Origin of the sequence: Bradyrhizobium sp. SUTN9-2 (assembly GCF_003122645.1) — a bacterium.
GTDB classification, from domain to species: Bacteria; Pseudomonadota; Alphaproteobacteria; order Rhizobiales; family Xanthobacteraceae; genus Bradyrhizobium; species Bradyrhizobium yuanmingense.
Genome location: NZ_LAXE01000001.1, coordinates 1072474 through 1096176, shown reverse-complemented (window position 1 = coordinate 1096176; position 23703 = coordinate 1072474). Strand labels below are relative to the sequence as shown.

At 65.1% G+C, this 23703-nt stretch carries 23 protein-coding genes; 11 read left to right on the top strand and 12 right to left on the bottom strand.

Going from position 1 to position 23703, the window contains the following annotated elements; translation table 11 throughout:
- Window positions 1-135: 135 nt before the first annotated feature.
- Together XF30_RS05135 and XF30_RS05130 are read left to right on the top strand one after the other, a co-directional pair.
- Window positions 136-621 carry a tripartite tricarboxylate transporter TctB family protein gene (locus XF30_RS05135; RefSeq protein ID WP_109142102.1) on the top strand — a complete coding sequence of 162 codons (486 nt, stop codon included), beginning with the start codon at window positions 136-138 and terminating at the stop codon, window positions 619-621.
- A 4-nt stretch (window positions 622-625) separates the two neighbouring features.
- Window positions 626-2134 carry a tripartite tricarboxylate transporter permease gene (locus XF30_RS05130; RefSeq protein WP_036002213.1) on the top strand — a complete coding sequence of 503 codons (1509 nt, stop codon included), beginning with the start codon at window positions 626-628 and terminating at the stop codon, window positions 2132-2134.
- A 114-nt stretch (window positions 2135-2248) separates the two neighbouring features.
- On the opposite strand, the gene XF30_RS05125 is transcribed toward XF30_RS05130, so the two are convergent.
- Window positions 2249-3940, bottom strand: coding sequence for a bifunctional diguanylate cyclase/phosphodiesterase (locus tag XF30_RS05125; RefSeq protein ID WP_109142101.1), 1692 nt, complete (start codon window positions 3938-3940; stop codon window positions 2249-2251).
- 221 nt (window positions 3941-4161) lie between these two features.
- On the opposite strand from XF30_RS05125, the gene XF30_RS05120 reads away from it, so the two are divergent.
- On the top strand, window positions 4162-4422 hold the full coding sequence (locus tag XF30_RS05120; RefSeq protein ID WP_036002219.1) for a hypothetical protein: 261 nt from the start codon (window positions 4162-4164) through the stop codon (window positions 4420-4422).
- 226 nt (window positions 4423-4648) lie between these two features.
- Here XF30_RS05120 and XF30_RS05110 read toward each other — a convergent pair whose 3' ends face one another.
- The 3 genes from XF30_RS05110 to mtgA form a co-directional block, all read right to left on the bottom strand.
- Window positions 4649-5290: a hypothetical protein gene (locus tag XF30_RS05110; protein WP_192893036.1), complete on the bottom strand. Its 642-nt coding sequence runs from the start codon at window positions 5288-5290 to the stop codon at window positions 4649-4651.
- 139 nt (window positions 5291-5429) lie between these two features.
- A complete protein-coding gene (rpmF, locus tag XF30_RS05105; RefSeq protein ID WP_007598106.1) occupies window positions 5430-5612 on the bottom strand; it encodes a 50S ribosomal protein L32 in 183 nt (60 codons plus the stop codon).
- A gap of 171 nt (window positions 5613-5783) precedes the next feature.
- Window positions 5784-6458 (bottom strand): monofunctional biosynthetic peptidoglycan transglycosylase, encoded by a 675-nt coding sequence (mtgA, locus tag XF30_RS05100; RefSeq protein ID WP_036002223.1) that lies wholly within the window; start codon window positions 6456-6458, stop codon window positions 5784-5786.
- Between the two features lie 161 nt (window positions 6459-6619).
- Here mtgA and XF30_RS05095 point away from each other — a divergent pair, with 161 nt between their 5' ends.
- Window positions 6620-7543 carry a polyprenyl synthetase family protein gene (locus XF30_RS05095; RefSeq protein WP_109142099.1) on the top strand — a complete coding sequence of 308 codons (924 nt, stop codon included), beginning with the start codon at window positions 6620-6622 and terminating at the stop codon, window positions 7541-7543.
- Window positions 7544-7622: 79 nt separating this feature from the next.
- Here XF30_RS05095 and XF30_RS05090 read toward each other — a convergent pair whose 3' ends face one another.
- Window positions 7623-9416: a caspase family protein gene (locus tag XF30_RS05090; RefSeq protein ID WP_109142098.1), complete on the bottom strand. Its 1794-nt coding sequence runs from the start codon at window positions 9414-9416 to the stop codon at window positions 7623-7625.
- 182 nt (window positions 9417-9598) lie between these two features.
- A complete protein-coding gene (locus XF30_RS05085) occupies window positions 9599-10027 on the bottom strand; it encodes a GFA family protein (RefSeq protein WP_192893035.1) in 429 nt (142 codons plus the stop codon).
- A gap of 94 nt (window positions 10028-10121) precedes the next feature.
- Between XF30_RS05085 and XF30_RS05080 the strand changes: the two genes are divergently transcribed.
- From XF30_RS05080 to XF30_RS05065, 3 genes are all read left to right on the top strand, one after another.
- Window positions 10122-10496 carry a nuclear transport factor 2 family protein gene (locus tag XF30_RS05080; protein WP_036038516.1) on the top strand — a complete coding sequence of 125 codons (375 nt, stop codon included), beginning with the start codon at window positions 10122-10124 and terminating at the stop codon, window positions 10494-10496.
- A 183-nt stretch (window positions 10497-10679) separates the two neighbouring features.
- Window positions 10680-11537, top strand: a complete 858-nt coding sequence (bla, locus tag XF30_RS05070; protein WP_109142095.1) for a class A beta-lactamase — start codon at window positions 10680-10682, stop codon at window positions 11535-11537.
- A gap of 46 nt (window positions 11538-11583) precedes the next feature.
- Window positions 11584-13191: a Na+/H+ antiporter gene (locus XF30_RS05065; RefSeq protein WP_192893034.1), complete on the top strand. Its 1608-nt coding sequence runs from the start codon at window positions 11584-11586 to the stop codon at window positions 13189-13191.
- A gap of 107 nt (window positions 13192-13298) precedes the next feature.
- Here the strand turns inward: XF30_RS05065 and XF30_RS05060 are convergent, their stop codons facing one another.
- Window positions 13299-14111: an N-acetylmuramoyl-L-alanine amidase gene (locus XF30_RS05060; protein WP_036023940.1), complete on the bottom strand. Its 813-nt coding sequence runs from the start codon at window positions 14109-14111 to the stop codon at window positions 13299-13301.
- Window positions 14112-14508: 397 nt separating this feature from the next.
- Here XF30_RS05060 and XF30_RS05050 point away from each other — a divergent pair, with 397 nt between their 5' ends.
- A complete protein-coding gene (locus tag XF30_RS05050; protein ID WP_109142093.1) occupies window positions 14509-15264 on the top strand; it encodes an outer membrane protein in 756 nt (251 codons plus the stop codon).
- Between the two features lie 99 nt (window positions 15265-15363).
- Here XF30_RS05050 and XF30_RS05045 read toward each other — a convergent pair whose 3' ends face one another.
- The 4 genes from XF30_RS05045 to XF30_RS05030 all read right to left on the bottom strand — a co-directional run bounded on the left by XF30_RS05045 (window position 15364) and on the right by XF30_RS05030 (window position 19189).
- Complete coding sequence (locus XF30_RS05045) at window positions 15364-16260, bottom strand: TauD/TfdA dioxygenase family protein (RefSeq protein WP_109142092.1); 897 nt, start codon at window positions 16258-16260, stop codon at window positions 15364-15366.
- A 147-nt stretch (window positions 16261-16407) separates the two neighbouring features.
- Window positions 16408-17691, bottom strand: a complete 1284-nt coding sequence (ispG, locus tag XF30_RS05040; RefSeq protein WP_036002253.1) for a flavodoxin-dependent (E)-4-hydroxy-3-methylbut-2-enyl-diphosphate synthase — start codon at window positions 17689-17691, stop codon at window positions 16408-16410.
- Between the two features lie 13 nt (window positions 17692-17704).
- Complete coding sequence (locus XF30_RS05035) at window positions 17705-18658, bottom strand: DMT family transporter (RefSeq protein WP_109142091.1); 954 nt, start codon at window positions 18656-18658, stop codon at window positions 17705-17707.
- Between the two features lie 36 nt (window positions 18659-18694).
- Window positions 18695-19189, bottom strand: coding sequence for a Fur family transcriptional regulator (locus tag XF30_RS05030; RefSeq protein ID WP_036002259.1), 495 nt, complete (start codon window positions 19187-19189; stop codon window positions 18695-18697).
- A gap of 155 nt (window positions 19190-19344) precedes the next feature.
- On the opposite strand from XF30_RS05030, the gene XF30_RS05025 reads away from it, so the two are divergent.
- The 3 genes from XF30_RS05025 to XF30_RS05015 are packed head-to-tail and all read left to right on the top strand — an operon-like array spanning window position 19345 to window position 22556.
- Complete coding sequence (locus XF30_RS05025) at window positions 19345-19827, top strand: MarR family winged helix-turn-helix transcriptional regulator (RefSeq protein ID WP_036002289.1); 483 nt, start codon at window positions 19345-19347, stop codon at window positions 19825-19827.
- Window positions 19820-20983, top strand: coding sequence for an HlyD family secretion protein (locus tag XF30_RS05020; RefSeq protein ID WP_109142090.1), 1164 nt, complete (start codon window positions 19820-19822; stop codon window positions 20981-20983). Before XF30_RS05025 ends, XF30_RS05020 begins: the two co-directional genes overlap by 8 nt.
- A 16-nt stretch (window positions 20984-20999) precedes the next feature.
- Window positions 21000-22556: an MDR family MFS transporter gene (locus XF30_RS05015; RefSeq protein WP_244608875.1), complete on the top strand. Its 1557-nt coding sequence runs from the start codon at window positions 21000-21002 to the stop codon at window positions 22554-22556.
- A 64-nt stretch (window positions 22557-22620) separates the two neighbouring features.
- On the opposite strand, the gene XF30_RS05010 is transcribed toward XF30_RS05015, so the two are convergent.
- On the bottom strand, window positions 22621-23682 hold the full coding sequence (locus XF30_RS05010; protein WP_109142089.1) for a phosphotransferase: 1062 nt from the start codon (window positions 23680-23682) through the stop codon (window positions 22621-22623).
- Window positions 23683-23703: the final 21 nt, after the last annotated feature.

Below are 23703 nucleotides of genomic sequence, written 5' to 3'. Positions count from 1 at the left end.
CGCAGAGCGGGGACCCATCTTCTTCGCCCACACGCATTGGCCCCGGCTTTGCAGCGCACCTGCCATAGCACGTCGAGGACGTGCGTGAACGCAAGTTGCGATGCTGCGCTGCGTCCGGGGCACGAGAGAGAATCGATGAACGATCCAACCAACGTCAAGCTCCGCCTCAGCAACTCCGAACTCTGGGGCGGGCTGATCGGGCTCGCGCTCGGCGGCTTCGTGGTCTGGTCGGGCTTGAAGCTCAGGCTCGGCACCATCAACGATCCCGGATCCGGCTATGTGCTGTTCTACACGGGCATCCTGATGTGCGTGTTCGCGAGCGCGATCATCGTCTCGGCAATCACCGAGGGTGGGCCGACGCTGGCCTCGCGCTGGGAGAACGTGCGCTGGAGCAAGCCGCTTGTCCTCATCGCCTGCCTCACTGCATTCGCGTTCGCGCTGGAGCCGCTGGGATTCCTGCTGTCATCGATCCCGCTGATGCTGCTGCTGTTGCGGCTGATCGATCCGGTGCGCTGGACGCTGGCGATTCCGATCGCGGTGCTGGTGCCATTGGGCATGTGGTGGGTGCTCAAGCGGCTGCTGTTGATCCAGTTGCCGTCAGGCCTGTTCGGGATCGGCTGACGCCATGGATACGCTTGTCAACGTGGCACATGGATTCGGCGTCGCGCTGCTGCCGGTCAACCTGCTCTACTGCTTCATCGGCGTCTTCATCGGCACGCTGGTCGGCGTGCTGCCCGGCATCGGCCCGATCTCGGCGATGTCGCTACTGCTACCGGTGACACTGTCGGGAACGCCGGAATCCGGCATCATCATGATGGCCGGCATATATTACGGCTCGATGTATGGCGGCTCGACCACCTCGATCCTGGTCAACATCCCCGGCGAGGCGGCCTCCGTCGTCACCTGCATCGACGGCCACCAAATGGCGAAGCAGGGCCGTGCGGGCCCCGCGCTCGGCATCGCCGCGTTCGGCTCCTTCGCTGCCGGCACCTTTGCGCTGGTCGCCTTGATGTTGGTGGCGCCGAAGCTCGCCAGCCTCGCCATTGCTTTCGGCCCGGCCGAGTATTTCAGCCTGATGGTGCTCGGCCTCGTCGTGCTCACCTTCCTCACCCAGGGATCGATGCCGAAGGCACTGCTGATGGCGTGCATCGGTGTCGTGCTCGGGCTGATCGGGCTCGACAGCATCACCGCGCAGCCGCGACTGACCTTCGGCCGCATGGAGCTGATCGACGGCATCGGCCTCGTGCCCGTGGTGATGGGCCTGTTCGGCGTCGCCGAGGTGCTGCTCAACACCGAGCAGGCGATCAAGCGCGACGTCATCAACACCAGGATCACCCATCTCCTGCCGAGCAAGGAGGACTGGAAGGCGAGCGCCGGTCCGGTCGGCCGCGGCACCATCCTCGGCTTTTTCCTCGGCATCCTGCCGGGCGGCGGCGCCGTGGTCTCGTCATTCGCGTCCTACGCGCTGGAGAAGCGGCTGTCGAAGACCCCTGAAAGGTTCGGCCACGGCGCGATCGAGGGCGTCGCCGGCCCGGAATCGGCGAACAACGCCGCAGCCGGCGGCGCCTTCATTCCGCTGATGACGCTCGGCATCCCGCCGAACGTGGTGATGGCGCTGCTGCTCGGAGCCTTCGTCATTCACGGCCTGCAGCCGGGCCCGCTGATGATCACGCAGAACCCCGGCCTGTTCTGGGGCATCGTCGCCAGCATGTATATCGGCAACGTCATGCTGCTGATCCTGAACCTGCCGATGATCGGCATGTGGGTGCAGCTGCTCAAGCTGCCCTACAACATCCTGTTCCCCCTGATCATCCTGTTCACGATCCTCGGCGTCTACTGCTCGAGCAACAACGTGTTCGACGTCTATGTGATGATCGCGTTCGGGATCATCGGCTATTTCATGCGCAAGCTCGGCTACGAGCCGGCGCCACTGGTGCTGGCCTTCGTGCTGGGTCCGATGATGGAGAACAATTTGCGCAAGTCGCTGATCCTGTCGCAGGGCGATCTCTGGACCTTCGTGCAGCGGCCGATCTCGGCAGTGTGCCTTGTGTTTGCCCTGGTGCTGCTGATCGCGCCGCTGCTGCCGTCGCTGCGCAAGAAGCGCGAGCTGGTGGCGCTGGACGAGGGAGCGTGAGGAGATCTCGTAGTCTGTAGGGTGGATTAGCCGAAGGCGTAATCCACCGCTTCTCTCTCGACGCGGAGAGTAAAGTGGTGGGTTACGCCTTCGGCTAACCCACCCTACAGCATCTCAGCCCGCCGCAGGCAGCGCATCCGACGGCAGGCCCCACGGGCGCTCCGCCGAAGCCAGCCCGATCAGGCGGCCCTGGATGTAGTCGCAGCCCCAGTCACGCAGCATGTTTGCCGCTTCGTCGTCCTGCACCCATTCGGCGACGGTCTTGATGTCGAGGCGGCGAGCGAGATCGATCAGAGTCTGCACGAAGGCGCGGTCGTCGGCGGAATGGGTGATGTTCTGCACGAAGGCGCCGTCGATCTTGACGATGTCCACGCCGAGCTTGCGCAAATTGCGGAACGAGGTGTAGCCGGCGCCGAAATCGTCGATGGCGATGCGGCTGCCGAAATGCTTGAGGCGGCTGACGAAGGCGCGGACGTCGTCGATGTCCTGGATCGCGACCGTCTCGGTGATCTCGACGATCAGCCGCTCGGCGACGCCGGGATGGGCCAGCATCAGCGATTCGATCCCCGCCCACCAGTCCGGATCCATGGTCGTATCCGGCGAGATGTTGAGGCTGAGGCAGACGTCGGGCGCCGCCGCGAGCTCGGCGACCACGAGCTCGAGCACGCGGTGATCGACCAGGCGGATCAGGCCGAGCCGTTCGGCGACCGGCACGATGTCGGGCGCGAGCAGCACCTGGCCGTCGCCCTGGTCCATCCGCACCAGGCATTCATGGAATGCGCGCTCGCGCGAGACAGCCGAGACGACGGGCTCATAGGCGAGCCTGATGCGGCGCTCGTTGAGCGCGGTGACGATCTCGTCGGTGACGCGGATGTTGACGCGGCGCTGTGCGTCGCGCGCGGCATCCGGACGCCAGGCCGCGAACGAGCCGGAGCGGCGGCGCTTGGCGGCGTCCAGCGTCTCATGGGCGCGGTTGACGGCCTCGTCGGTGTTGCGGGCATAGCGCGGCAGACTGACCGCGCCGATCGACGCGGTGACCGAGACCGGACCGGATTTGGTCGGCACCACCTCGTCGCGGATGCCGGCGAGGAAGCGCTCCGCAGCCACGTTCATGTCGTCGACGGTGCAGTTCTTCAGGATCAGGCCGAACTTGTTGCCGGAGAAGCGCCCCAGCACGTCGCCGCCGCGCAGGCGCGCGCGAATGCGCTTGGCGACGTCGAGGATCACGGCGTCGGCGACGTCGAAGCCGAAAGCATCGTTGACGCGGGCGAGATGATCGATGCCGACCAGCATGAAGGCCGCTGTCGAGCGGAAGCGCGTCGTCTCCTCGATCGCCTCGGCCAGCGCCGCGATCAGATGCGAGCGGTTGAGCTCGCCGGTCAGCGGATCGAGCCGGGCCAGCCTGCTCAATTCCTCGTCGCGGGCGTGGCGCTCATTGTTGATGCGGACGGAGCCGATCGCTCGCGTGGGACGGCCGTCGGGACCTGCGAACCAGCGGCCGGTCTCCTCGATCCAGATCACGGGATCGGAGGCGCTCATGCGCACGCCGTACTCGATTCGGTAAGGGGTGCCGTCGGCGCCGTGCACCGGGGACGTCAGTGCCAGCGCCGCCGTCCGCAGCGTTTGCGCGGGCTCGATCAGCTTGGCGAATTCGGCGCCGGTCGAAAGCCGCTCGGCGGGAATGCCGGGGAATACGGCGCTGACCTGCTCACCCCAGACGATGGCATCGCTGGCGATGTCCCAGGCGAACACGGCCTGACCGAGCGCGGCCAGGATGTCGGAGGCTTGCGGCAATCCAGGGGTCAAAGTCGCCTCGTTTCGGGACAGTGGAGAAGTCCTGAGCCGGCACAGGATAGAGCCAGATTCGCTGCCGAACCTAGGCAAAGTTGATAAACAATTTGGAAACCACGTTTCCGAAGGCGTCGGAACCAAACCGGCCCGGCCGGCATAGGCCTTGCGAGTACAGGACTCGCGCCGGCCCCCGCGTCTCGAAACGCGACAGTCTCGCCGGATCAACGGTGATTGCGATGTTGAGTACTGATCGATCGGACGCGGCGGACAACGGCACAGGCACGGCCTTGGTGCCGCTGATGCCGACGTTGCGGTGGGTCCATAAGGTGCCCCTGCCCCGCCCCGATCCGAGCTTCGTCACACAATTGATCGCCAATGCCGAGCAGCTGCCGCAAACGAGCCGGCTCCGCCGCGCCTCCTCCGAGGATGCGCTGATGGCCTATGGCAGCAAGCGCCCGCTCGGAACCGTCAGCGCGCGCACGCGTCAGGTAGCTTAAGATTGATTGAAGTGAGAGCGCGCTTCTTACCTCTCGCCGCTTGCGGGGAGAGGTCGGATCGCCTCGGCGATGCGAAGCATCGTCCGGTGCGATCCGGGTGAGGGGGTACAGGTCCCGCGGCTATCGCATCCGCGGAGAGAGGCCCCTCACCCCAACCCACTCCCCGTAAGAACGGGGCAAGGGAGCACACTGCCGCGGCGGTGAGATGCGAGCCAATTCAGAGAAATCAGCGCGGCGGCGTGTCGGAAGACGGCGTGCCGTTCCCCGGCTGCAGCTGCGGCGAGGGAATTTCCGGCGAGGGGGCGCCCTGCACGGGCTTGGGCGCCGGGTGATCCATCAGCACGGACTCGGCGACCCATTGCGCGGTAGGTGCGGCCGGCGCCGGCTGCGGCGCGATCACCGGCTCGAACTTGCGCTCGGACTCCACGTCTTCCGCCGGCGCTTCGGCCCTGCGCTTGGCCTTACGAGGGGCCGGCACCGTGGTCTCGGCGACATAGGTGACGCGGCGGCGCGTGCGCTGGGCGATGCCAGCGAAGAAGTCCGCCATCGCCAGCAGCACCAGCAGAAAGAAGGTGGAGTTGCCGAATTTGGGCCACATCACGAATTCGGCAGCGGCCGCGCCGAAGATGATCAGCGACAGCAAATGATCCATCAGGAATTTCGAGCCCGGCCGCGCACCCTTGACCACCTCGAGCAGCAGCAGAACGATGCCGAGCGCGAGCAGGAGATCGGCGAGCGTGACCGGCCAGACCTCTCCGGACACCATAGGCACCTTGAACAGCACGTCCGTGAAGGACACGGTCGGCATCAGGAAGGCGATGATGTTGTAGACCGCGAGCGGAATCAGGAGCAGCGGGAAACCGACCATCGGCTTGATGCCTTCTCGATCAAGATATCCGGACAGAACAATGCAGCGGCGAAGCATCCGCTCCGCCGCCATCACCGTCTATCTCATGGGTTGGCCGAATCGGGCGGGTCCGATCTCCCGCCCGAGAAAGATCCTGGCTTCAGGACTCTTTCTTCTTCAGGACCTGGCGGCCCTTGTACATGCCGGTCTTGAGGTCGAGATGGTGCGGACGACGGAGCTCGCCGGAGTCCTTGTCTTCCACATAGGTCGGCTTCTTGATGGCGTCCGCCGAGCGGCGCATGCCACGGCGCGACGGCGAGGTTTTTCTTCTCGGAACGGCCATTTCAGTATCCTCTAGGGATTGGTGTCATCAGGGCATCGTCCGCGAAGGGACGGCTCAGCACCCGCAAATAACGAGGCGAGCTGAATGCCGATCAAGGCCGCGCTTATAGAGGAAGGCTGGCCGTAAAGCTAGGCTCTTGGGCCGGAAAATGCGCCCGGAACGGGCCAAAAATCAGCGATTTTCCCGCCAACAGGTCGCAAGCGAGCTCGCCTGCCCCCGCGCCATATAGGTGGCTGCCAGCCGCCGGACGCCCGGTCCCGGGGTCCGGGCGCTGCGCTTGACCGGATTCGGCAGGATCGAGGCCAGAAGCGCCGCCTCGCGGGGCGAGAGGCTTTCGGCCGATTTGCCGAAGGCATAGGCGCTGGCCGCCTCGACCCCGAACTGCCCCTGCGGGCCGAGCTCGGCGATGTTGAGGTAGATTTCGAGAATCCGCTGCTTGGGCAAGACGAGGTCGATCCAAAGCGCCAGCGGGAATTCGAGCGCCTTGCGAACGAAGTCGCGCCCCTGCCACAGGAACAGGTTCTTCGCGACCTGCTGGGTGATGGTGGAGGCGCCCCGGAAGGCGGTGCCGTCCTCCCTGGCGTCGTCGATCGCCTCGCGCAGCGCCCCCCAATCGATGCCGTGATGCTTGCAGAAATGGGCATCCTCGGCCGCCACCACCGCGCGCGGCAGAGAGGGCGACATATCAGCGAGATCGATCCACTCCCGCTGCATCGGCGCGCCCCGCAGGCTGCGCCAGGCCATCAGCGTCGAAACTGGGTGGCCGGTGCGGTAGAACGGCGCGATCACATAGGGCGCGAGGACCACGAGCGCGAGCACCACCAGCAGGATTTTGACGATGCGCAAATCGACCTTTCCGGCACGAACTGACGAGCGGCCACGGGCTGGAGCATTAAGTCTGTGATAATTCGGGCCTTTTCCAGCACTTTTTAGGCCTTCCAAACGATTGACTGGCGCGGGCGCATAAAGGATTGTCCCGCCGAATTTTAGTTCTGGAGCCCTTCTTGATGACCGGCACGTCCCCGTCCGATTTCGCCAAACGTCTGGACAAGACCGCTGATGACACCGAAGCCCTGCTCGGGCGCCTGCTGTCGGACGACATCCTGCATGACGAAATCGCCCGGCCCAAGCGACTGATGGACGCAATGCGCTATTCGAGCCTCAACGGCGGCAAGCGCCTGCGGCCGTTCCTGGTGGTCGAGAGCGCCGCCGTGTTCGGCGTGCCGCGGGAGGCGGCCCTGCTCGTGGGCGCCGCGCTCGAATGCATCCATTGCTACTCGCTGATCCATGACGACCTGCCGGCCATGGACAATTCGGACCTGCGCCGCGGCCGCCCCACCCTGCACAAGCAAACCGACGACGCCACCGCGATCCTCGCCGGCGACGGCCTCCTGACGCTCGCCTTCGACATCATCACCCGCGACGAGGTCCATCGCGACGCCAATGTGCGGCTGCTCTTGACGCGTGCACTGGCGCGCTGCGCCGGCATCGGCGGCATGGTCGGTGGCCAGATCCTCGATCTCGCCGGCGAAGGCCGCTTTGGCGGCAACGAGCCGATCGATGTCGCCCGTATCCAGCAGATGAAGACCGGCGCGCTCTTGCGCTACGGCTGCATTGCCGGCGCGATCCTCGGCCAGGCCTCGAAGGCGGAATATCAGGCGCTCGACGATTACGGCCGCGCGCTCGGCGAAGCCTTCCAGATCGCCGACGATCTGCTCGACGTCGAGGGCGATGCGGCCGCGCTCGGCAAGCCGGCCGGCGCCGATGCCGCGCTCGGCAAGACCACCTTCGTGACCCAGCTCGGGATCGAAGGCGCCAAGCAGCGCGTGCGCGACCTGCTCGCGCGCGCCGACAGCGCCGTCTCGATCTTCGGCGACCGCGCCGCAATTTTGCAGGCCGCCGCGCGTTTCGTGGCCGAGCGGAAGAACTGAGCTAAAGCGCGATGCGATCAGGATGAAGCGTCATCGCGCTTTAGGTTATTGTTCGAGTGGTCAGGAAAGCCGTGCCATTTCAGTTGCAGACCTCGACATTGGCGTCGACGTGGGGGCCGCCGCCGCCGCGATAAACGAGGCGGCAACCGGGCCTGACCGGCCGGCAGAGCAGAGCGTTGCAAAAGATCTGACCACTGCCGCTCGAGGCACGGCCCGCGCCAGCCGCCGCGGCTGCACCGTAGCCGCCCGCTCCAGCACCGGCCCGCTGCCGTGCGGGGCGGTCCTCGCCGTCGTCGCGACGCGAGGTCGCGGGCTTTGACGCCGGCTTGGCCGCGCGCTTCTTCTCGCATTCATTGTCGTCGTTCAGGACATAGCCGTTGCCGCAAACGATCCTGGTGCACTTGTCGCCTTCGGCCTTGAAACCGTGCTCGCAGACCAGCGGGCAGACCCGCGACGGCTTGGCCTTGACCGCATCGAGCGCGTCGGTGCTCGCCACCTTCACGTCGAGCTTGGTGCCGGCATAGCGGTTGAACTGCGACAGCGACCGCTGCGAGGACGTATTCCAATTGCCGTCGGCCTGCCCGGAGAAGCAGCCGACGCGGCCGAGCTCGCTCTGCACCGAGCGGTTGAGATCGGCCGGCGCGGTCGTCGGGCTGAGCGCGGCGACGTTGGTGCCGGCAGCGCTCGTGGTGTTGCCCGGCGCAACGCCCGGCGCCGTGGCGGCGAGGTTGACGCGCTGTTGCTCGGCGGCGGCGGCCTGCTGCTGGGCCTGCTCCTTGGCCTTCTGCGCGGCAAGCTGCGCCTGCTCGGCGGCCTTCGCATCGGCCGCGGCCTTGGCTTGCGCATCCTTCTGCGCGCCGAGCGCAGCAAGGCGGTCGCGCTCGGCCTCGGCCTGCTTCGCTTTCGCGATCGCCGCCGCATGCGCCTGCTCCGCGCCGATCTTCTCGAGCTGGAGCTTGGCAAGGCTCGCATAGAACCCGTCGGGATGCTGGGCAAGGAAGGCTTCCCACGCCGGCCGGTTGCCGACCTGGAGCGCGAGCTCGTAGTCGCGGCGGATATCGGCCTGGGGATTGGCTACGGGCGCTGCCGGCGCCAGCTTGACCGGCACCAGCGGCACGTCCTCGCCACCAAGCGAGCCATAGACGAACGGCTCCTGCTTGTTGCCGGTCGACTTCAGCACATCGTCGCGCACGAATCCGAAGGCGCGGCGGACGTCGAGGCCCGGCGTCGTCAGATGCTTCGACAGCGCGATGGTGAACGGGCTGTTGGCACCGTCGCCGTCCTGCGCGGTGAAGCCGGCCTTGGCCGAATAGGCGATCAGCGTGTTTGGGCTGGACGGCTCGACCTGGGCGAGGCCGCGGCCGATGCCGCGCGAAGCGACCGTGCGCTTCATCCGCTTGCTGAACGGATTGTCGCGGCAGGCATCGAGGATCACCAGACGCAATTGCTTGGCGGGCTCGACCGCGACCAGGACACGGTCGAGGGAGAGCGCCTCGTCAAAGACGTCGGTGTCCCGCTCGAGCTTGGCATCCACCGGGATCAGATAGTTCGAGCCCTCCACCTCGATGCCGTGGCCGGCGTAGTAGACCACGGCGATTTCGGCGTCGCGGGTCGCGTCGGCGAAGTCGCGCAGCACGCGCCGTGTCTCCAGCGCCGACAGATCGTGCCGGGAGTCGACGACGTCGAAGCCGGCCTCCTTCAGGGTCTTGGCCATCACCGACCCGTCATTGACAGGATTGGCGAGCGAGGGCGCGTGCTGATAGGCCGAATTGGCCAGCACCAGCGCCACGCGCTTTCCGGCAACAGCCGGCCCGGCGCCGAACATCAGGCCGAGGGCGACGAAAAGCGGACAAAGTCTGAACAAGCTGCGCATGACACGACTTCCGATGGTTCCGGGCCGTCCGGCCCTTTGGGACCGCTTTAGCAACATCCTCCGCCGGCGCTTGTGATGGAGGTCACGAAGCGGACCCCGGCGGCAGGCCGTACGACCTCTCTTGTTTGTCGCGCCAGCGCTGTCGCGGTTCGCCAACGGACGGCGGTGCGGACCGGGTTCCGTCAGACAACCCCGATGTGCTCCCGATATTGCGGCAGGTCGTCCGTAATTTCATGCCAGGGCGCCTTCGAGCCGACGAAAATATGGGCGCTCGGCCGGATGGAGGGGGCATCGACCAGGGTTCCCATGGCGACGTGGACCCACTCTCCTTCTCGGACCCGGGAATAGAGCAGCGAGCCGCAGCGGCCACAATGCGCGTCATGGGTGGTGTCGTCGCCGAAAATCATCCGGAGGTCGCCACCCCTGACAATACGAAGCCTGTCTTGCCGGATGCCGGCGAAGGGCTTGAAGGCGGCACCGGTGGTGCGCCGGCAGTTCGAGCAGTGGCAGTTCATCGCATAGGCGAATGCGTCGGCCACCTCGAAGCGCACGGCGCGGCAAAAGCATTCGCCGACAAGAATGCGAGCGTTCGAATTTTCTGATTCTGCCATCGTGACGCCTTCGCGCAAATCGCTGACACACCCATAGCGCATTTCAACGTGTACGACTAAGTTGGCCCGAAGCCATCATGCAAAGGAACGACCCATGAGCCAGGACCGGTCGAGCGTCGAAGCCGTCGTGCAATCCTATTTTGACGGACTTTACGAGGGCAACGCCGACAAGCTCGGCGCCATCTTCCATCCCTCCGCCGATTTGCGCTGGGTCGAAAAGGGCGAGCTCCAGGTTCTGACCGTGCCGGACTGGCTCGACCGCGTGCGCAAGCGCGCCTCGGCCAAGGCCGAAGGCAAGCCGCGCGAGGATTTCATCGTCACCATCGACCGGTCGGACGACAAGACCGCGTTCATCAAGGTGCGCTGCCAGCTGCCGCCGCGCTATTTCACCGACTATCTCGTGGCGATGAAGCTCGCCGACGGCTGGCAGATCGTGTCGAAGTCGTACCGATATGATTTGAGGGAGTGACGGACGCCGTCCTGCTGCCCGAATTCGGACGCACTCGCTATCCAATTCTCCGTCATTGCAAGCGCAGCGAAGCAATCCAGAATCTCACCGCGGAGACAGTCTGGATTGCTTCGCTGCGCTCGCAATGACGATGCGGATGCAGCGTCCGCTCCATCTCCCACCCCTGCTCGCCTGGAAATCACCATGCTTGTCGACCGCCGCTCCCTGCTCGCCTCATTCGCCTGGTTGGCCGCCTCCCCTGCGCTCGCCGGGGATGCCCCATCAGAATTCGAATCCTACGAGCGCGAGAGCGGCGGGCGGATCGGGCTCTATGCGGAGAATCTCGCAACCGGCAAGAAGCTCTCCTGGCGCGCCGACGAACGGTTCGTGATGTGTTCGACGTTCAAGGCTTCGCTCGCCGCCAGCGTGCTGGCGCGGGTCGATCGCGGCGAGGAGCAACTCGCGGCCATGATCCGCTATGGCCAGTCGGATCTGCTGGAATACGCGCCGGTGGCGAGGGAAAATCTCGCGGCCGGCAAGATGTCGGTCGGCGAGATGTGCAAGGCCATCGTCGAGCTCAGCGACAACACCTGCGCCAATCTGCTACTGGCGCGGATCGGCGGCCCCGCCGCGCTGACCGCCTTCTGGCGGTCGCTCGGCGATACCACCTCGCGGCTCGACCACAACGAGCCCGAGCTCAACCGCTCGCAACCCGGCGACCCCCGGGACACCACGACGCCGGCAGCGATGGCGGGAAATTTGCGCCGGCTGGTCGCGGGCGAGGCGCTGTCGCCTGCTTCGTGGGCCCTGCTCACCGACTGGATGGTGAACTGCAAGACCGGCGCAAATCGCCTGCGTGGCGGACTCCCGGCAGGCTGGAAGATCGGCGACAAGACCGGCAACAACGGCAAGGACGCCTCGGGCGACATCGCGGTCGCCTGGCCGAAGCCGGATACGCCGATCCTGATCGCGGCCTATACCCAGGGCGGCACGCCGAGCGCGGCGCAGATCACATCCGCGTTCGCGCGGATTGGGCGGATGGTGGCCGAACGGCTGGCGTGAGCCGCGCATTGACCTAGCCGTCGCTTCCGGGTCAAGACAGACCATCATGGAAGCGAAGTTTCAGACCTTTCTCATCCTGCTGGCCGTGCTGGCAGGCGTGGCACTGGCCGCGCGACGCTTCAACGTCGCCCCTGCCATCCTGCTGATGCTGGCGGGCGTCGGCCTCGCTTTCGTGCCGGGCATGCCGACTGTGGAGCTGCCGCCGGAGCTGGTGCTGCTGGTGGTGCTGCCACCACTGATCTACTCGGCCAGCGTCGCGATGAGCTGGCGCGAATTCAAGAAGAACCTGCGTCCGATCGTGCTGCTCGCGGTCGGCGCCGTGATCTTCACCACGGCGATGGTGGCGGCCGCCACACACTACATGATCGGCCTGCCCTGGACCGTCGGCTTCCTGCTCGGGGCCATCGTCGCGCCGCCCGATGTGGTGGCGCCGCTCGCGATCGCGCGCCGGCTGAACATGCCGCGCCGCATCCTGGTCGTGCTCGAAGGCGAAGGTCTCGCCAACGACGCCACCGCGCTGATCCTCTACCGCTTCGCGCTCGCCGCGATCCTCGTCGGCCATTTCTCACTGCCGCTCGCGGCCGGTGAATTCCTCCTCATCGTCGCCGGCGAGATCGCCTTCGGCATCGGCGTCGGCTGGCTCTCCTTGCGCCTTCGCAAATGGTCTGGAGATCCGCAGGTCGAGCTGACGCTGTCGCTGATCACGCCCTATGTCTCGTATTGGCTGCCCGAGCATGTCGGCGGCTCCGGCGTGATCGCAACGGTGGCCTGCGGGCTCTATGTCAGCTGGAACGGCCCATTGCTGATCTCCTCGGCGACGCGCCTGCAAGGCATCTTCTTCTGGGATCTCGTGATCTACCTGATCGAGGGCATGCTGTTCCTGCTCACCGGCTTCCAGATGCGCGCGCTCTACGAGAAATCAAAGACTTTTCCGCTCGATGACATTCTCATCGCAACCGCATTGGTCTTGGTGATCGTCGTGATCGCGCGTTTTGCCTGGCTCTATCCCGCGACTTATCTGCCGCGAATGCTCTCCAGGTCGCTGCGCGAGCGCGATCCTTCGCCGCCATGGCAATGGCCATTCGTGCTCGCCTTTACCGGCGTGCGCGGCGCGGTGTCGCTCGCCGCCGCGCTGGCGCTGCCGTTCACGCTGCCGAATGGCGAAGCGTTTCCGTATCGCGACCTGATCCTGTTCGTCGCCTTCGGTGTCATCTTCGTGACGCTGATCGGCGTCGGCCTGACGCTGCCACCGATCGTGCGGTGGCTCGGCGTCGCCGAAGCCGGTCGTCACGAGCATGCCGCCGAGCACGAAGCGGAGATCGCCGCGCGCCGTCAGGCGCTGGGTGCCGCGCTGAAATCGCTCGACGCGCTCACGGCGGAAAAAGAGGTTTCCGACGAGGTGATGCGGCTGCTGCGCGCCCGCCACGAGATCCGCTTCAACCAGCTCCCGGACTCGCTCGATCCCAACCGTCACGACATCTCTGCCGCCGGCACCGCTCTGACCCGCGACCTGATCGCCGCCGAGCGCAAATTCATCCACAAGCTGCTGCGCGACGGCCAGATCACCGACGAGACGCGGCGGCGGATCGAGCGCGATCTGGATCTGGAGGAGGCGAGCCTGGCGAATAGGGAATATCGAGCCGGGCCGCTGTAGCTTCCTCGTCATTGCGAGCGCAGCGAGCAATCCAGACTGCCTCTGCGGAAGGACTCTGGATTGCTTCGCTGCGCTCGCAATGACTGCTGCTGAACCGGCAGGGCCAACTACCGTCTCTCGCAAAACTCCCTCATCGCGGCCGCGACGGCTTGTGCGACCGCCTCGTGTCGCTCCGGCGAGTTCATCTCCATTTCCTCGTCGCGATTGATGATCGAGCCCGCCTCGAGCAGCACGGCGGCGCTTCGCGTGCGCGACAGCACGACCAGCCCGTCATAGCGGTAGACGCCGACATCCTTGTCGAGCAGCTGGCGCCGGTAGCGGCCCATCACCGGCAGCGTGTACTGGCTGGCATAGTGCAGGCCCTGCTGCTTCAATTGCCGGCCGATCATCCTGGCCAGCATCAGGCTGGCGGCAAAGTGCGGATTCTGCCGCGACACGAACAGCGAGTGGCCCGAAAAGCGATCGCTGAAATAGCTCTTTGCGCCGTCGAATTCCCAGGTCTCGAGCAGCTTGTCCGGCACCGAATCATGATGGACCGACAGGAACAGATCGGCGCGGCCTTCGTTTGCAGCGCCGACGCGCTTGAACAGGCTCGGCCGTGCCTTGCCGTCGGTGACGAGCAGGCGGGTTGCGGCAAAGCCCTCGGCCTTGAGCTTGGCCGTGATGAGCCGTGCGAGGCGGAAGTTGAAGCCAAACTCCGGATCGTTGCGTGCGCTCAATGCACCGTAGGAGTCCGGCGTGTGGCCGACATCCACGACGATCCGGAATTTGGGCGTCTCGCACTTGAATGAAGGTGAGGGTTTCGGCTCATGTCTCGCACTCTTGCGCGCGATAGCAGCCTCGCCGGCCGTGACGAATGCAAGCGATGACAGAACGATCGAGGCGACCAGCCCGACGATGACGCTCCGCAGGTGCCTCAAGCGCTACTCCGCTGCTGCTCACGCATGCCGGTGCCGGGACCGCTTTCGGTGAGGAAGTTGTAGTCTTTCGGGACGAAAGATGACGCGACCTTCGGCGGTGCTTTTTGCTTTTGATCACCTTGACGCAGGGAGGTCCGAGCGTCAACGCGCGGTCTGACCCAGGGCGCCCCCCTGCCTTGGGCGATCAGGCCGACCATCGCGTCGGCAGCTAAGTACTTGAGACGAAATGAAAATGACGATCGTGTCGTTGCGCGATGCGGCACTGGCAATCGCGCGATTCCCGCGCTCGCGGAGATTGTCGGCGACTGTTGCGGCGGAGCGACGGACGAACGCGCAACTAGCCGGTATTTTGGGCGGGTTTGAATTCGAATCGTCCATTGAATGTCTACGGGGTCAAATGAAGAAACTCGCATTCGCAACCGCCGCTCTGATGGCGCTGTTCACAGGCGCGGCGTCGGCCGCTGACCTTGCAGCCCGACCCTACACCAAGGCACCCGCAATCGCCCCCATCTACGATTGGAGCGGCTTCTACGTCGGCATCAACGGCGGTGGCGGCTGGGCCGACAAGTGCTGGGACATCTACAACGATGCCGGCTTCACCGTTGCACCGCCCTTCCGGGAAGGCTGCCACAATGCGAGCGGCGCCACCGTCGGTGGTCAGATCGGCTATCGCTGGCAGGCCACCAATTGGGTGTTCGGTGTTGAGGCGCAGGGCAACTGGGCCGACTTCACCGGCTCCAATTCCAGCTTGTTCTACGGCAATTTCACCAACCGCTCCGAGGTTGATGCGCTCGGCCTATTCACCGGCCAGGTCGGCTACAGCTGGAACAACGTTCTCTGGTACGTGAAAGGCGGCGCCGCCGTCACCCGCGACAAGTACGAGGGCGTGATCACCAGCATCGGCTTGGTGTTTGATCGCGCCACCGAGACCCGCTGGGGCGGCGTCGTAGGCACCGGCATCGAATTCGGTTTCGCGCCGAACTGGTCGCTGGCGCTCGAGTACGATCACCTGTTCATGGGGAATCGCGACATCACCTTTAGCTCGTCGATCGTTCCGGGGGTCACGCGCGGTGATACGATCCGCCAGGATGTCGACATTGTCACCGCCCGCATCAATTACCGCTTCGGTGGCCCGATCGTCGCCAAATACTGACTTTGGCACTTCTTCGACAAACGAAGCCCCGGTCTCGCGTCCGGGGCTTTCCTTTGCGCGAAGCCGACTGATTGATGTTGGTCTCCCGAGCCCGGCCCATTAGACCGGCCTCTCTCCCTTCACCGTCACGCGCGTGCCCGAGCGTGTGTGCGGCCAGTAGTCCCACATCGCGCGGTGCTGGGTGCAGCGGTTGTCCCAGAACGCGATGGCGTTCTCGGTCCAGCGGAAGCGGCACTGGAACAGCGGGTTCTCGGCGTGCTGGTAGAGATAGGCCAGCATCGCATCGCTCTCGTCGCGCGGGATGCCGTTGATGTGGCGAGTGAAGCCGCGGTTGACGTAGAGCGCCTTCTTGCCGGTGACCGGATGCGTGCGCACCACGGGATGCTCGGCATGGGGATAGGAGGGACGATCGGCAACGCCATAATTGGCATAGAGGCCGCGATAGATCGGCTCGCCGTCATGCAGCGCCGTCAGGCCATCGAGATAGGCTTTCATGCGCTCCGACAGCGCCTCATAGGCCGCGTACATGTTGGCAAACAGCGTGTCGCCGCCGCGGGGCGGGCATTGCTTGATGTAGAGGATCGAGCCCATCGGCGGCTCGAGATCGCAGGACACGTCGGAGTGCCAGCCCTCGCCATTGGCGCGCGGCGAGTTCTTGTCCGCATAGATCTTCATCAAGGCGGGGTCTTCGTCCTCATGCGGGGCGGCGGGATGAAAATGCAGCTCGCCGAACTTGCGGCCAAAGGCGAGATGCTGCTGCGGTGTGATGTGCTGGTCGCGGAAGAAGATGACGAGGTTCTCGGCGAGCGCGCGATGGATCTCGTCCATCTGCCGGTTGGAGCGGGCATCGCCATCGACAAGCTTGCCGATATCGACGCCACTGATTTCCGCGCCGATGATGGGGGTGAGCTTCTCGACGACGATGGTCTCGTACGGCGCGCCGTCTTCAGCGGTGTGACGATAGCGCGGGCCCTGCTTGCCGGCGAGTGAGCTCATGGCGTGTCTCCCGATCGTTCTTGATTGGGAGCCATCGTAGCAACGTAGGGCGGGTTAGCGAAGCGTAACCCGCCACCTCGCGCCCGCAAAAAAATAGGCGGGTTAGGCTGTGCTAACCCGCCCTACGATTCCGATGTTGAGGAGCGCCTACTCTGCCGCAGGCGCCGGCACCTTGGCGCCTTGGCCGTAGCGCTGGTCGATGTAGTCGATCACCAGCGCCTTGAAGTCGGCGGAGATGGTCGGGCCGCGCAGCGTGCGGAACTTCTTGCCGTCGACGAAGACGGGCGCGGCCGGCGCTTCGCCCGTGCCGGGCAGCGAGATACCGATATTGGCGTGCTTGGACTCGCCGGGGCCGTTGACGATGCAGCCCATCACCGCGACGTTGAGCTCTTCCACGCCGGGATATTTGGTCTTCCAGGTCGGCATCTCGTCGCGGATGAAATCCTGGATCGAGCGGGCCAGCTCCTGGAACGTGGTCGAGGTGGTGCGGCCGCAGCCGGGGCAGGCGGCAACCAGCGGCACGAAAGTGCGGAAGCCCATGGTCTGCAAGAGCTCCTGGCCGACCTGCACCTCGCGGGTGCGGTCGCCGCCGGGCTCGGGCGTCAGCGAGATGCGGATGGTGTCGCCGATGCCCTGCTGCAAGAGGATGCCGAGCGCGGCCGAGGACGCAACGATGCCCTTGGAGCCCATGCCGGCCTCGGTGAGACCGAGATGGATGGCGTAGTCCGAACGGGACGCGAGATCCTGATAGACCGCGATGAGATCCTGCACCGCCGAGACTTTTGCCGAGAGGATGATGCGGTCCTTGGGCATGCCGAGCTCTTCGGCGCGCGCCGCCGAGAGCAGCGCCGACTGCACCATGGCCTCGCGCGTCACCGCGCGCACGTCGCGCGGATTGGGCGAGGCCGCGTTCTCGTCCATCAGCTTGGTCAAAAGCTCCTGGTCGAGCGAGCCCCAATTGGCGCCGATGCGCACCGGCTTGTTGTTCTTGTTCGCGATCTCGATGATGTCGGCGAACTGGGTGTCGCGCTTGTCCTTGAAGCCGACATTGCCGGGATTGATGCGGTATTTGGCCAGGGCCTCGGCGCAGGCCGGATAGGCCGCGAGCAGCTTGTGGCCGATATAGTGGAAGTCGCCGATCAGGGGCGTAGTGATGCCGCGCTTGGCGAGGCCGTCGCGGATGTACGGAACGGCGGCTGCGGCCTCCTCGCGGTCCACGGTGATGCGGACCATTTCGGAGCCGGCGCGCGCGAGCGCTGCGACCTGGGCGATGGTGCCTTCGACATCGGCGGTATCGGTGTTGGTCATCGACTGTACGACGATCGGCGCACCGCCGCCCACAGTGACGTTGCCGACCTTGACCTGGGTGGTCCGGTGCCGGGGCGCCGGGCCCGCAATGTCTGAATCGAGAGGGTTTTCGAGCTTGTTCATGGCGGTCCAAATATCAGGTTTTGGTGACGTTCAGCAATGCATCACGCGGCGCCGCAGCTGATGGGCTGGGACGGTTAACCAGAAAAAGCCCAGCAATTACAAGGACCGCTGCGGCCCCGAATGTCAGGCTGAGGGTGTCGTGCATGATGAAATAGCTACCCACCACGCCAAACAAAGGGGTGATGAAGGTAAAAGCGGACAATTTGCTGGCCGAATAGGCCTTCACCAGCGCGAACCAAAGCGTGAACGTGGTTCCCACCACCCAGATCGCCTGGAAGGCCATCAGGCCGAGCGACAGCGGCGACGGAGTGTGGGTGATGGATTCGCCGAACAGCCAGGCCGCCAGCCCCAGGATCGGGATCGAGGTCGCGACCTGATAACCCAGGGCCTTCTCGGGCGCGGCGAAGCGCAGCCGCGTGCCCTTGGCAACCAGCGTCGTCGCGGCCCACAGCGCGGCGCCCCCGACGATCATGAGATCGCCGAGCAGAACCTGCGAATCGACATTGGGCTGGGGCACGCCGATCGCAAGCGCCACGCCGGCAAAGCTGATGGCAAGGCCGAGCCATTGCGCGCCACCGAGACGCTCGCCGAGCACCTGGTAGGAGCCGAGCGCCACGAAGAACGGCGCGGTGTAGAGGAACACCACCGCACGAGAAGCAGACGTGAAGTGCAGCCCCTGGAAGATCAACACGAACTCGATGCCGAACATCAGCCCGGCGATCAGGCCGGGCTTCCAGGTGCCGTCACGTTCGAAAAAATTGACACCGCGAAAGGTGCCGATGAGGAACAGCACCGGCAGCGCGCCCATCGAGCGGATGGTGGCCTGGAGCATCGGCGGAATGTCCGGCAGCACCAGCTTCACCGCGATCTGGTTGAATCCCCAGGTCAGGCACAGCATGAGCATCAGGGCGATGGCGCTGGCACTGAGGGGACGGCCGGCGGACGGTATGGCTTGAGGTGCGGACATTTCTTCCCAAAAATCCGGCTTTGCGCCGTTGTTGCTTCAAGACATTTTCTGACAATGCGTGCAGACGCCCGTGATCTCCACCACAGACAGCTTTGGCGCGAAGCCTGAGCTGCGCGCGGCGGCGTTGAGGTCCTTGGCGAAGGACGCCGAGGAGATCTCGCCGACCAGGCCGCAGCGCTCGCAGATCAGGAACGCCACCGCGGAGGTCGAATCGTGGTCGTGGGCTGCGCAAGCGAGATAGGCGTTGCGGCTTTCGATGCGATGCACGAGGCCGTTGGCCATCAGGAAGTCGAGCGCACGATAGATCGTGATCGGTGCCGGCCGCGCCATCGACTTGGCAAGCTCGTCGATGATTTCGTAGGCGCCGAGCGGGCGGTGGCTGGAGAGCAAGGCACCCAGCACCTGGCGGCGGATCGGCGTGAATTTCTGCGCACGCTGCTGGCAGACCACCTCGGCATGCGCAAGCGCGTCCGCGGTGCAGCGGCCGTGATCATGGTCGGGCGCGGGGAATGCCGGCTTTGCGAGGCTCATGTCGCCGTCTTCTAGCATTTCGGCGGGGGAACCCAAAGCACGACGAGTCCTACGGCTGCCAGCCATGCTCCTCCCGCGGGACAGCACCGCGCCACCGGTCCGTGAATTAATCATAAGCTTGCTTATAATATTCAAGCTTATTGGAGACGACGCTCATGAGCCGCGGGTCGGTAGACCAGAATTTCCTGTTCACGCTCGGTGAGCTCTATCGCCTCTTGCGCGTCTATGCCGACAAGGAGGCCTCGCGCTTCGGCATCACCCGGGCACAATGGGCGGTGCTGGCCAAGGTGGAGCGCAGCGAGGGCATGAAGCAGTCCGAGCTCGCCGAGCTCCTGGAGATGCAGCCGATCACGCTGACGCGGCTGATCGACAAGCTCTGCGACAACGACTGGATCGAGCGCCGCAGCGACGCTTCGGATCGCCGGGTCAAGCGCCTGTACCTCAAGAAGGCCGGGCGGCAATTGCTCGGCCGCATGAGCGGCCTGAAGTCGGAGCTGACGGCGAACGCGCTCGACGGCATCAATCCGGCGGACGCGCACCGCCTCCTCACCCAGCTCGAAACCATCAAGGAAAACGTGCGAACCGCGATCCAGGCATCCGGCGCGGAGCAAGCACGCAAGGAGCAGCGCCATGGCTGATCAGGTCGTCAAGTTGCAGCCCGAGCAGAAGAGCGACAGCGGCAAGCCGACCAAGAAGGCCGGCACCGATCCGCGCCGCCGCCTGCTGGCGGGCCTGCGCCGCTATCGCCGTTTCCTGCTCCTGGTCGTGCTGCCTGTCATCGTCGCCATCGGCGGCGTCACCTTCTATCTGCATGGGGGCCGCTATGTCGGCACCGACGATGCCTATGTCGGCGCACAGAAGGTGCTGGTGACACCCGACATCTCCGGCAAGATCCTGAAAGTCGTCGTCAAGGAAGGCCAGTCGGTCAAGCGCGGCGACGAACTGTTCGAGATCGACCCGGTTCCTTTCCGCCTCGCGGTCGAGGAGACCAAGGCGCAGCTCGCGCAGGCGCGCACGACCTATGACAACCTCGTCGCCAACATCAAGATCTACGGCGACATGTTGGGCCTCGCCCAGCAGGGCATCGATCTGAAGCAGCGCGACGTCGAGCGCAAGCAGGCGCTGGTGAAGAACAATTTCGGCTCCCAGCTCGATCTCGACAACGCCTCCAACGCACTGGTCACCGCCGGGGCGCAGGCGCAGTACATCAAGCAGCAGCTCTCCAACGCAAAGACCCAGCTGCTCGGCAACCCTGATCTGCCGCTCGAGCAATTCCCGCCCTACGCTCAGGCAAAAGCCAAGCTGGATGACGCGCAGCGCAACCTCGACCACACCGTGCTGCGCGCGCCGATGGATGGAGTGGCGACGCAGGTCGAGCAGATTCAGCTCGGCCGCTATGTGCCCGCCGGCACGCCGGTGTTCTCCATCATCGACGTCGCCCATCCCTGGGTCGACGCCAATCCGAAGGAGAGCGACCTCACCTATGTCACCGAAGGCCAGTCCGTCACGCTCGAGGTCGACGCGTTCCCGAACCATGTCTTCAAGGGCAAGATCGGCTCGCTCTCGCCCGGCACCGGCGCGCAATTCGCGATCCTGCCGCCGCAGAACGCCATGGGCAATTTCGTCAAGGTGGTGCAGCGTGTGCCGATCCGCATCTATTTTGACGAGACCGACAAATATGTGCGGAAGCTGAAAGCCGGCATGAGCGTCTACGCCACCATCGACACCGGTCATCGGCGGTCGCTTGCCGGCCTGCTCGGCCTGTCCGCGACCGCGGGCCAGGATAAAGAATAAGACAAGGACTGGCGCGATGTCCGGCCCCCATGCCAGCCCGATGGTCCCCGGCCTGCGCCGGAACATGGTGACGATCTGCGCCATGACCGCGACCATCATGCAGGCGCTCGACACGACCATCGCCAATGTCGCCCTCCCCTACATGCAGGGCACGCTGTCGGCCTCGCAGGACCAGATCAACTGGGTGCTGACCTCCTACATCGTCGCCGCCGCGATCATGACGGCGCCGGTGGGCTGGATCGCCAACCGCTTCGGCCGCAAGCGCATCTTCATCATCTGCTCGGCCGGCTTCACCATGGCATCGGTGCTGTGCGGCCTCGCGCAGGACATCAACCAGATGGTGCTGTTCCGCCTGCTGCAGGGCGTGTTCGGCGCAGCGCTGGTACCGCTGTCGCAATCGGTCATGCTCGACTATTACACGCTTCAGGAACGCGCCAAGGCGATGGCGATCTGGGGCATGGGCGTGATGATGGGTCCGATCATGGGACCGTCGCTGGGAGCCTGGCTCACCGAGACCTATTCCTGGCACTGGGTGTTCTTCGTCAACCTGCCGTTCGGCATCATCACCGTGCTCGGGCTGGTCGTCTTCATGGACGAGACCAGGAAGGATTTCAGCCTCAAATTCGACTGGTTCGGTTTCGCCGCGCTGGCGGTCGCGATCGGCGCGCTGCAGCTCGCGCTCGACCGCGGCGAGCAATTGGGCTGGCTGGAATCGAACGAGATCCTCGCCGAGTTCATCGTCTCGGCCGCCGCGTTCTACTTCTTCCTCGCGCATTCCTTCACGACCTCGACCCCGTTCATCCGCTTCGCCCTGTTCCGGGACCGCAACTTCGTCACCGGCTGCCTGTTCATGATCGTGATGGGGCTCGTCCTGTTCTCCACCATGGCGCTCGCCTCGCCCTACATGCAGAACGTGATCGGCTATCCCATCATCACCGCCGGCCTGCTGCTGGCGACCCGCGGGCTCGGCACCTTCTTCGCCATGATGCTGGTCGGCCGCATGATGCGCTACTTCGAGGCGCGCACGCTGATCATCTGCGGCCTGGCGCTGACCGCCGGCTCGCTGTTCCAGATGACCGGCTGGACCGATCTGACCCAGGTGCCGGAGATCGTCACGGTCAGCGTCATCCAGGGTTTTGGCTTCGGCCTCGTCTTCGTGCCGCTCTCGACCGTGGCGTTCCTGACACTGTCGAACGAGCTGCGCACCGACGGCACCGCGATGCTGACCCTGATGCGCAACGTCGCGAGCTCGGTCGGCATTTCCGTCGTGATCGCGCAATTGACGCAAGGCACGCGATGGACCTACGCGATCCTGTCCGAGCACATCAACCCGTTCAACCACGCGCTGCAGATGCCCGGCGTCAGCGGCATCATCAATCTGTCGACCGACACCGGCCGCGCCATGGCCGACAGAATGGTCAACGTGCAGGCGCAGATCATCGCCTTCGCGCACGACTACCAGCTGGTGATGCTCTTCATCCTCTGCACCATCCCGCTCGCTTTGCTGATCGGCTCGACCAAGGCGACGCTGCGCAAGCAGGCGGCGGGGCCGGAGCATGCGGTGATGGAGTAGCGGATCTCGGGCCCCGGACGCAGCGCAGCGCTACACGTTGCACCGCGTCCGGGACACAACAGCGCTACAACAGCTCCTCGCAGCCCAAATCATCCACGGCCGCAAACGCCCGCTCCAGATTGTTCCACCAGATCAGCGGCGGGATGTTGATGCTCCACTGCCAGACCGGCCGCGTGATCTGCCAGAGCACCGCCCAGCGATAGTCGCGGTCGAGCGCTCCGCGCGAATAGCCGGTGATGCCGCTCTCGATCAGCGTGTCGTGGTAGAGATTGAGCAGCAGCCGTTCGAGCGCCTGCCGGCGTTCCGGATACCAATGCATCGCCATCATATAGGCGAGGTCGTGCGTCGGAACGTCGATGCTCCACAGATCGAAATCGAAGATGCGCACGGTGTCATCGATTCCCGTGCGCGGCAGCAGGAAATTCCAGACATGGGCATCGCCATGCGTGATACTGAGGTGGCGGCGTGAATGGTAACGCTGGGACAGCCGCTCCGATTGATCGATGAGCCGACGATAGAGGATCCGCCGTTCCTCGCTGAGGCGATCGCCGAGAAGATCGGCAAAGCGGTCGTAATGCCCCGCGAACGTCTCCATGCGTTGCGCGCTGTCCTCCACGCTGGCCCAGGTGCCGAGGGTCTCGCCGAGGCTCGGATGGTCCCACCAGGCTGCATGCCAGCGCGCCAGCGTCGTGACGATGGCGAACGTCTGCTCACGCGACGGCGGCACCGGCCAGGCCGTCGCGATCTCGTGGCTGTCGGTGAGATCTTCCAGGAGCAGATGCCAGGCGAAGCTGTCCTCGTCGAAATGCCCATCAAAGCAGCGCGGCACGAGTCCCGGCGGCATCTGCGGCACCAGCTGCGTGTAAAGGCCCACCTCGCGCCGGCCGCCATTGGCGAGGCGCTTGGCGAAAGCGGCATTGGGCGTCTTGAGGATCAGCGACTGCGGAGCACCGGCGGACTCGCCGACATAGCGCAGCCCGAGCCTGACGATATGCGACACCACTGTGTCGCGCTGATGCAGCACCTTCACCTCGCGGACGGCGCCTGCATCCAGCGCGCCGCCCCGGCGCAGCGCGGCCGTCAGTCGGGCGGGCTCAACGACCGTCGGCAATTGTGGAGATGTCATGAACCACGATGCCCCTGTCCC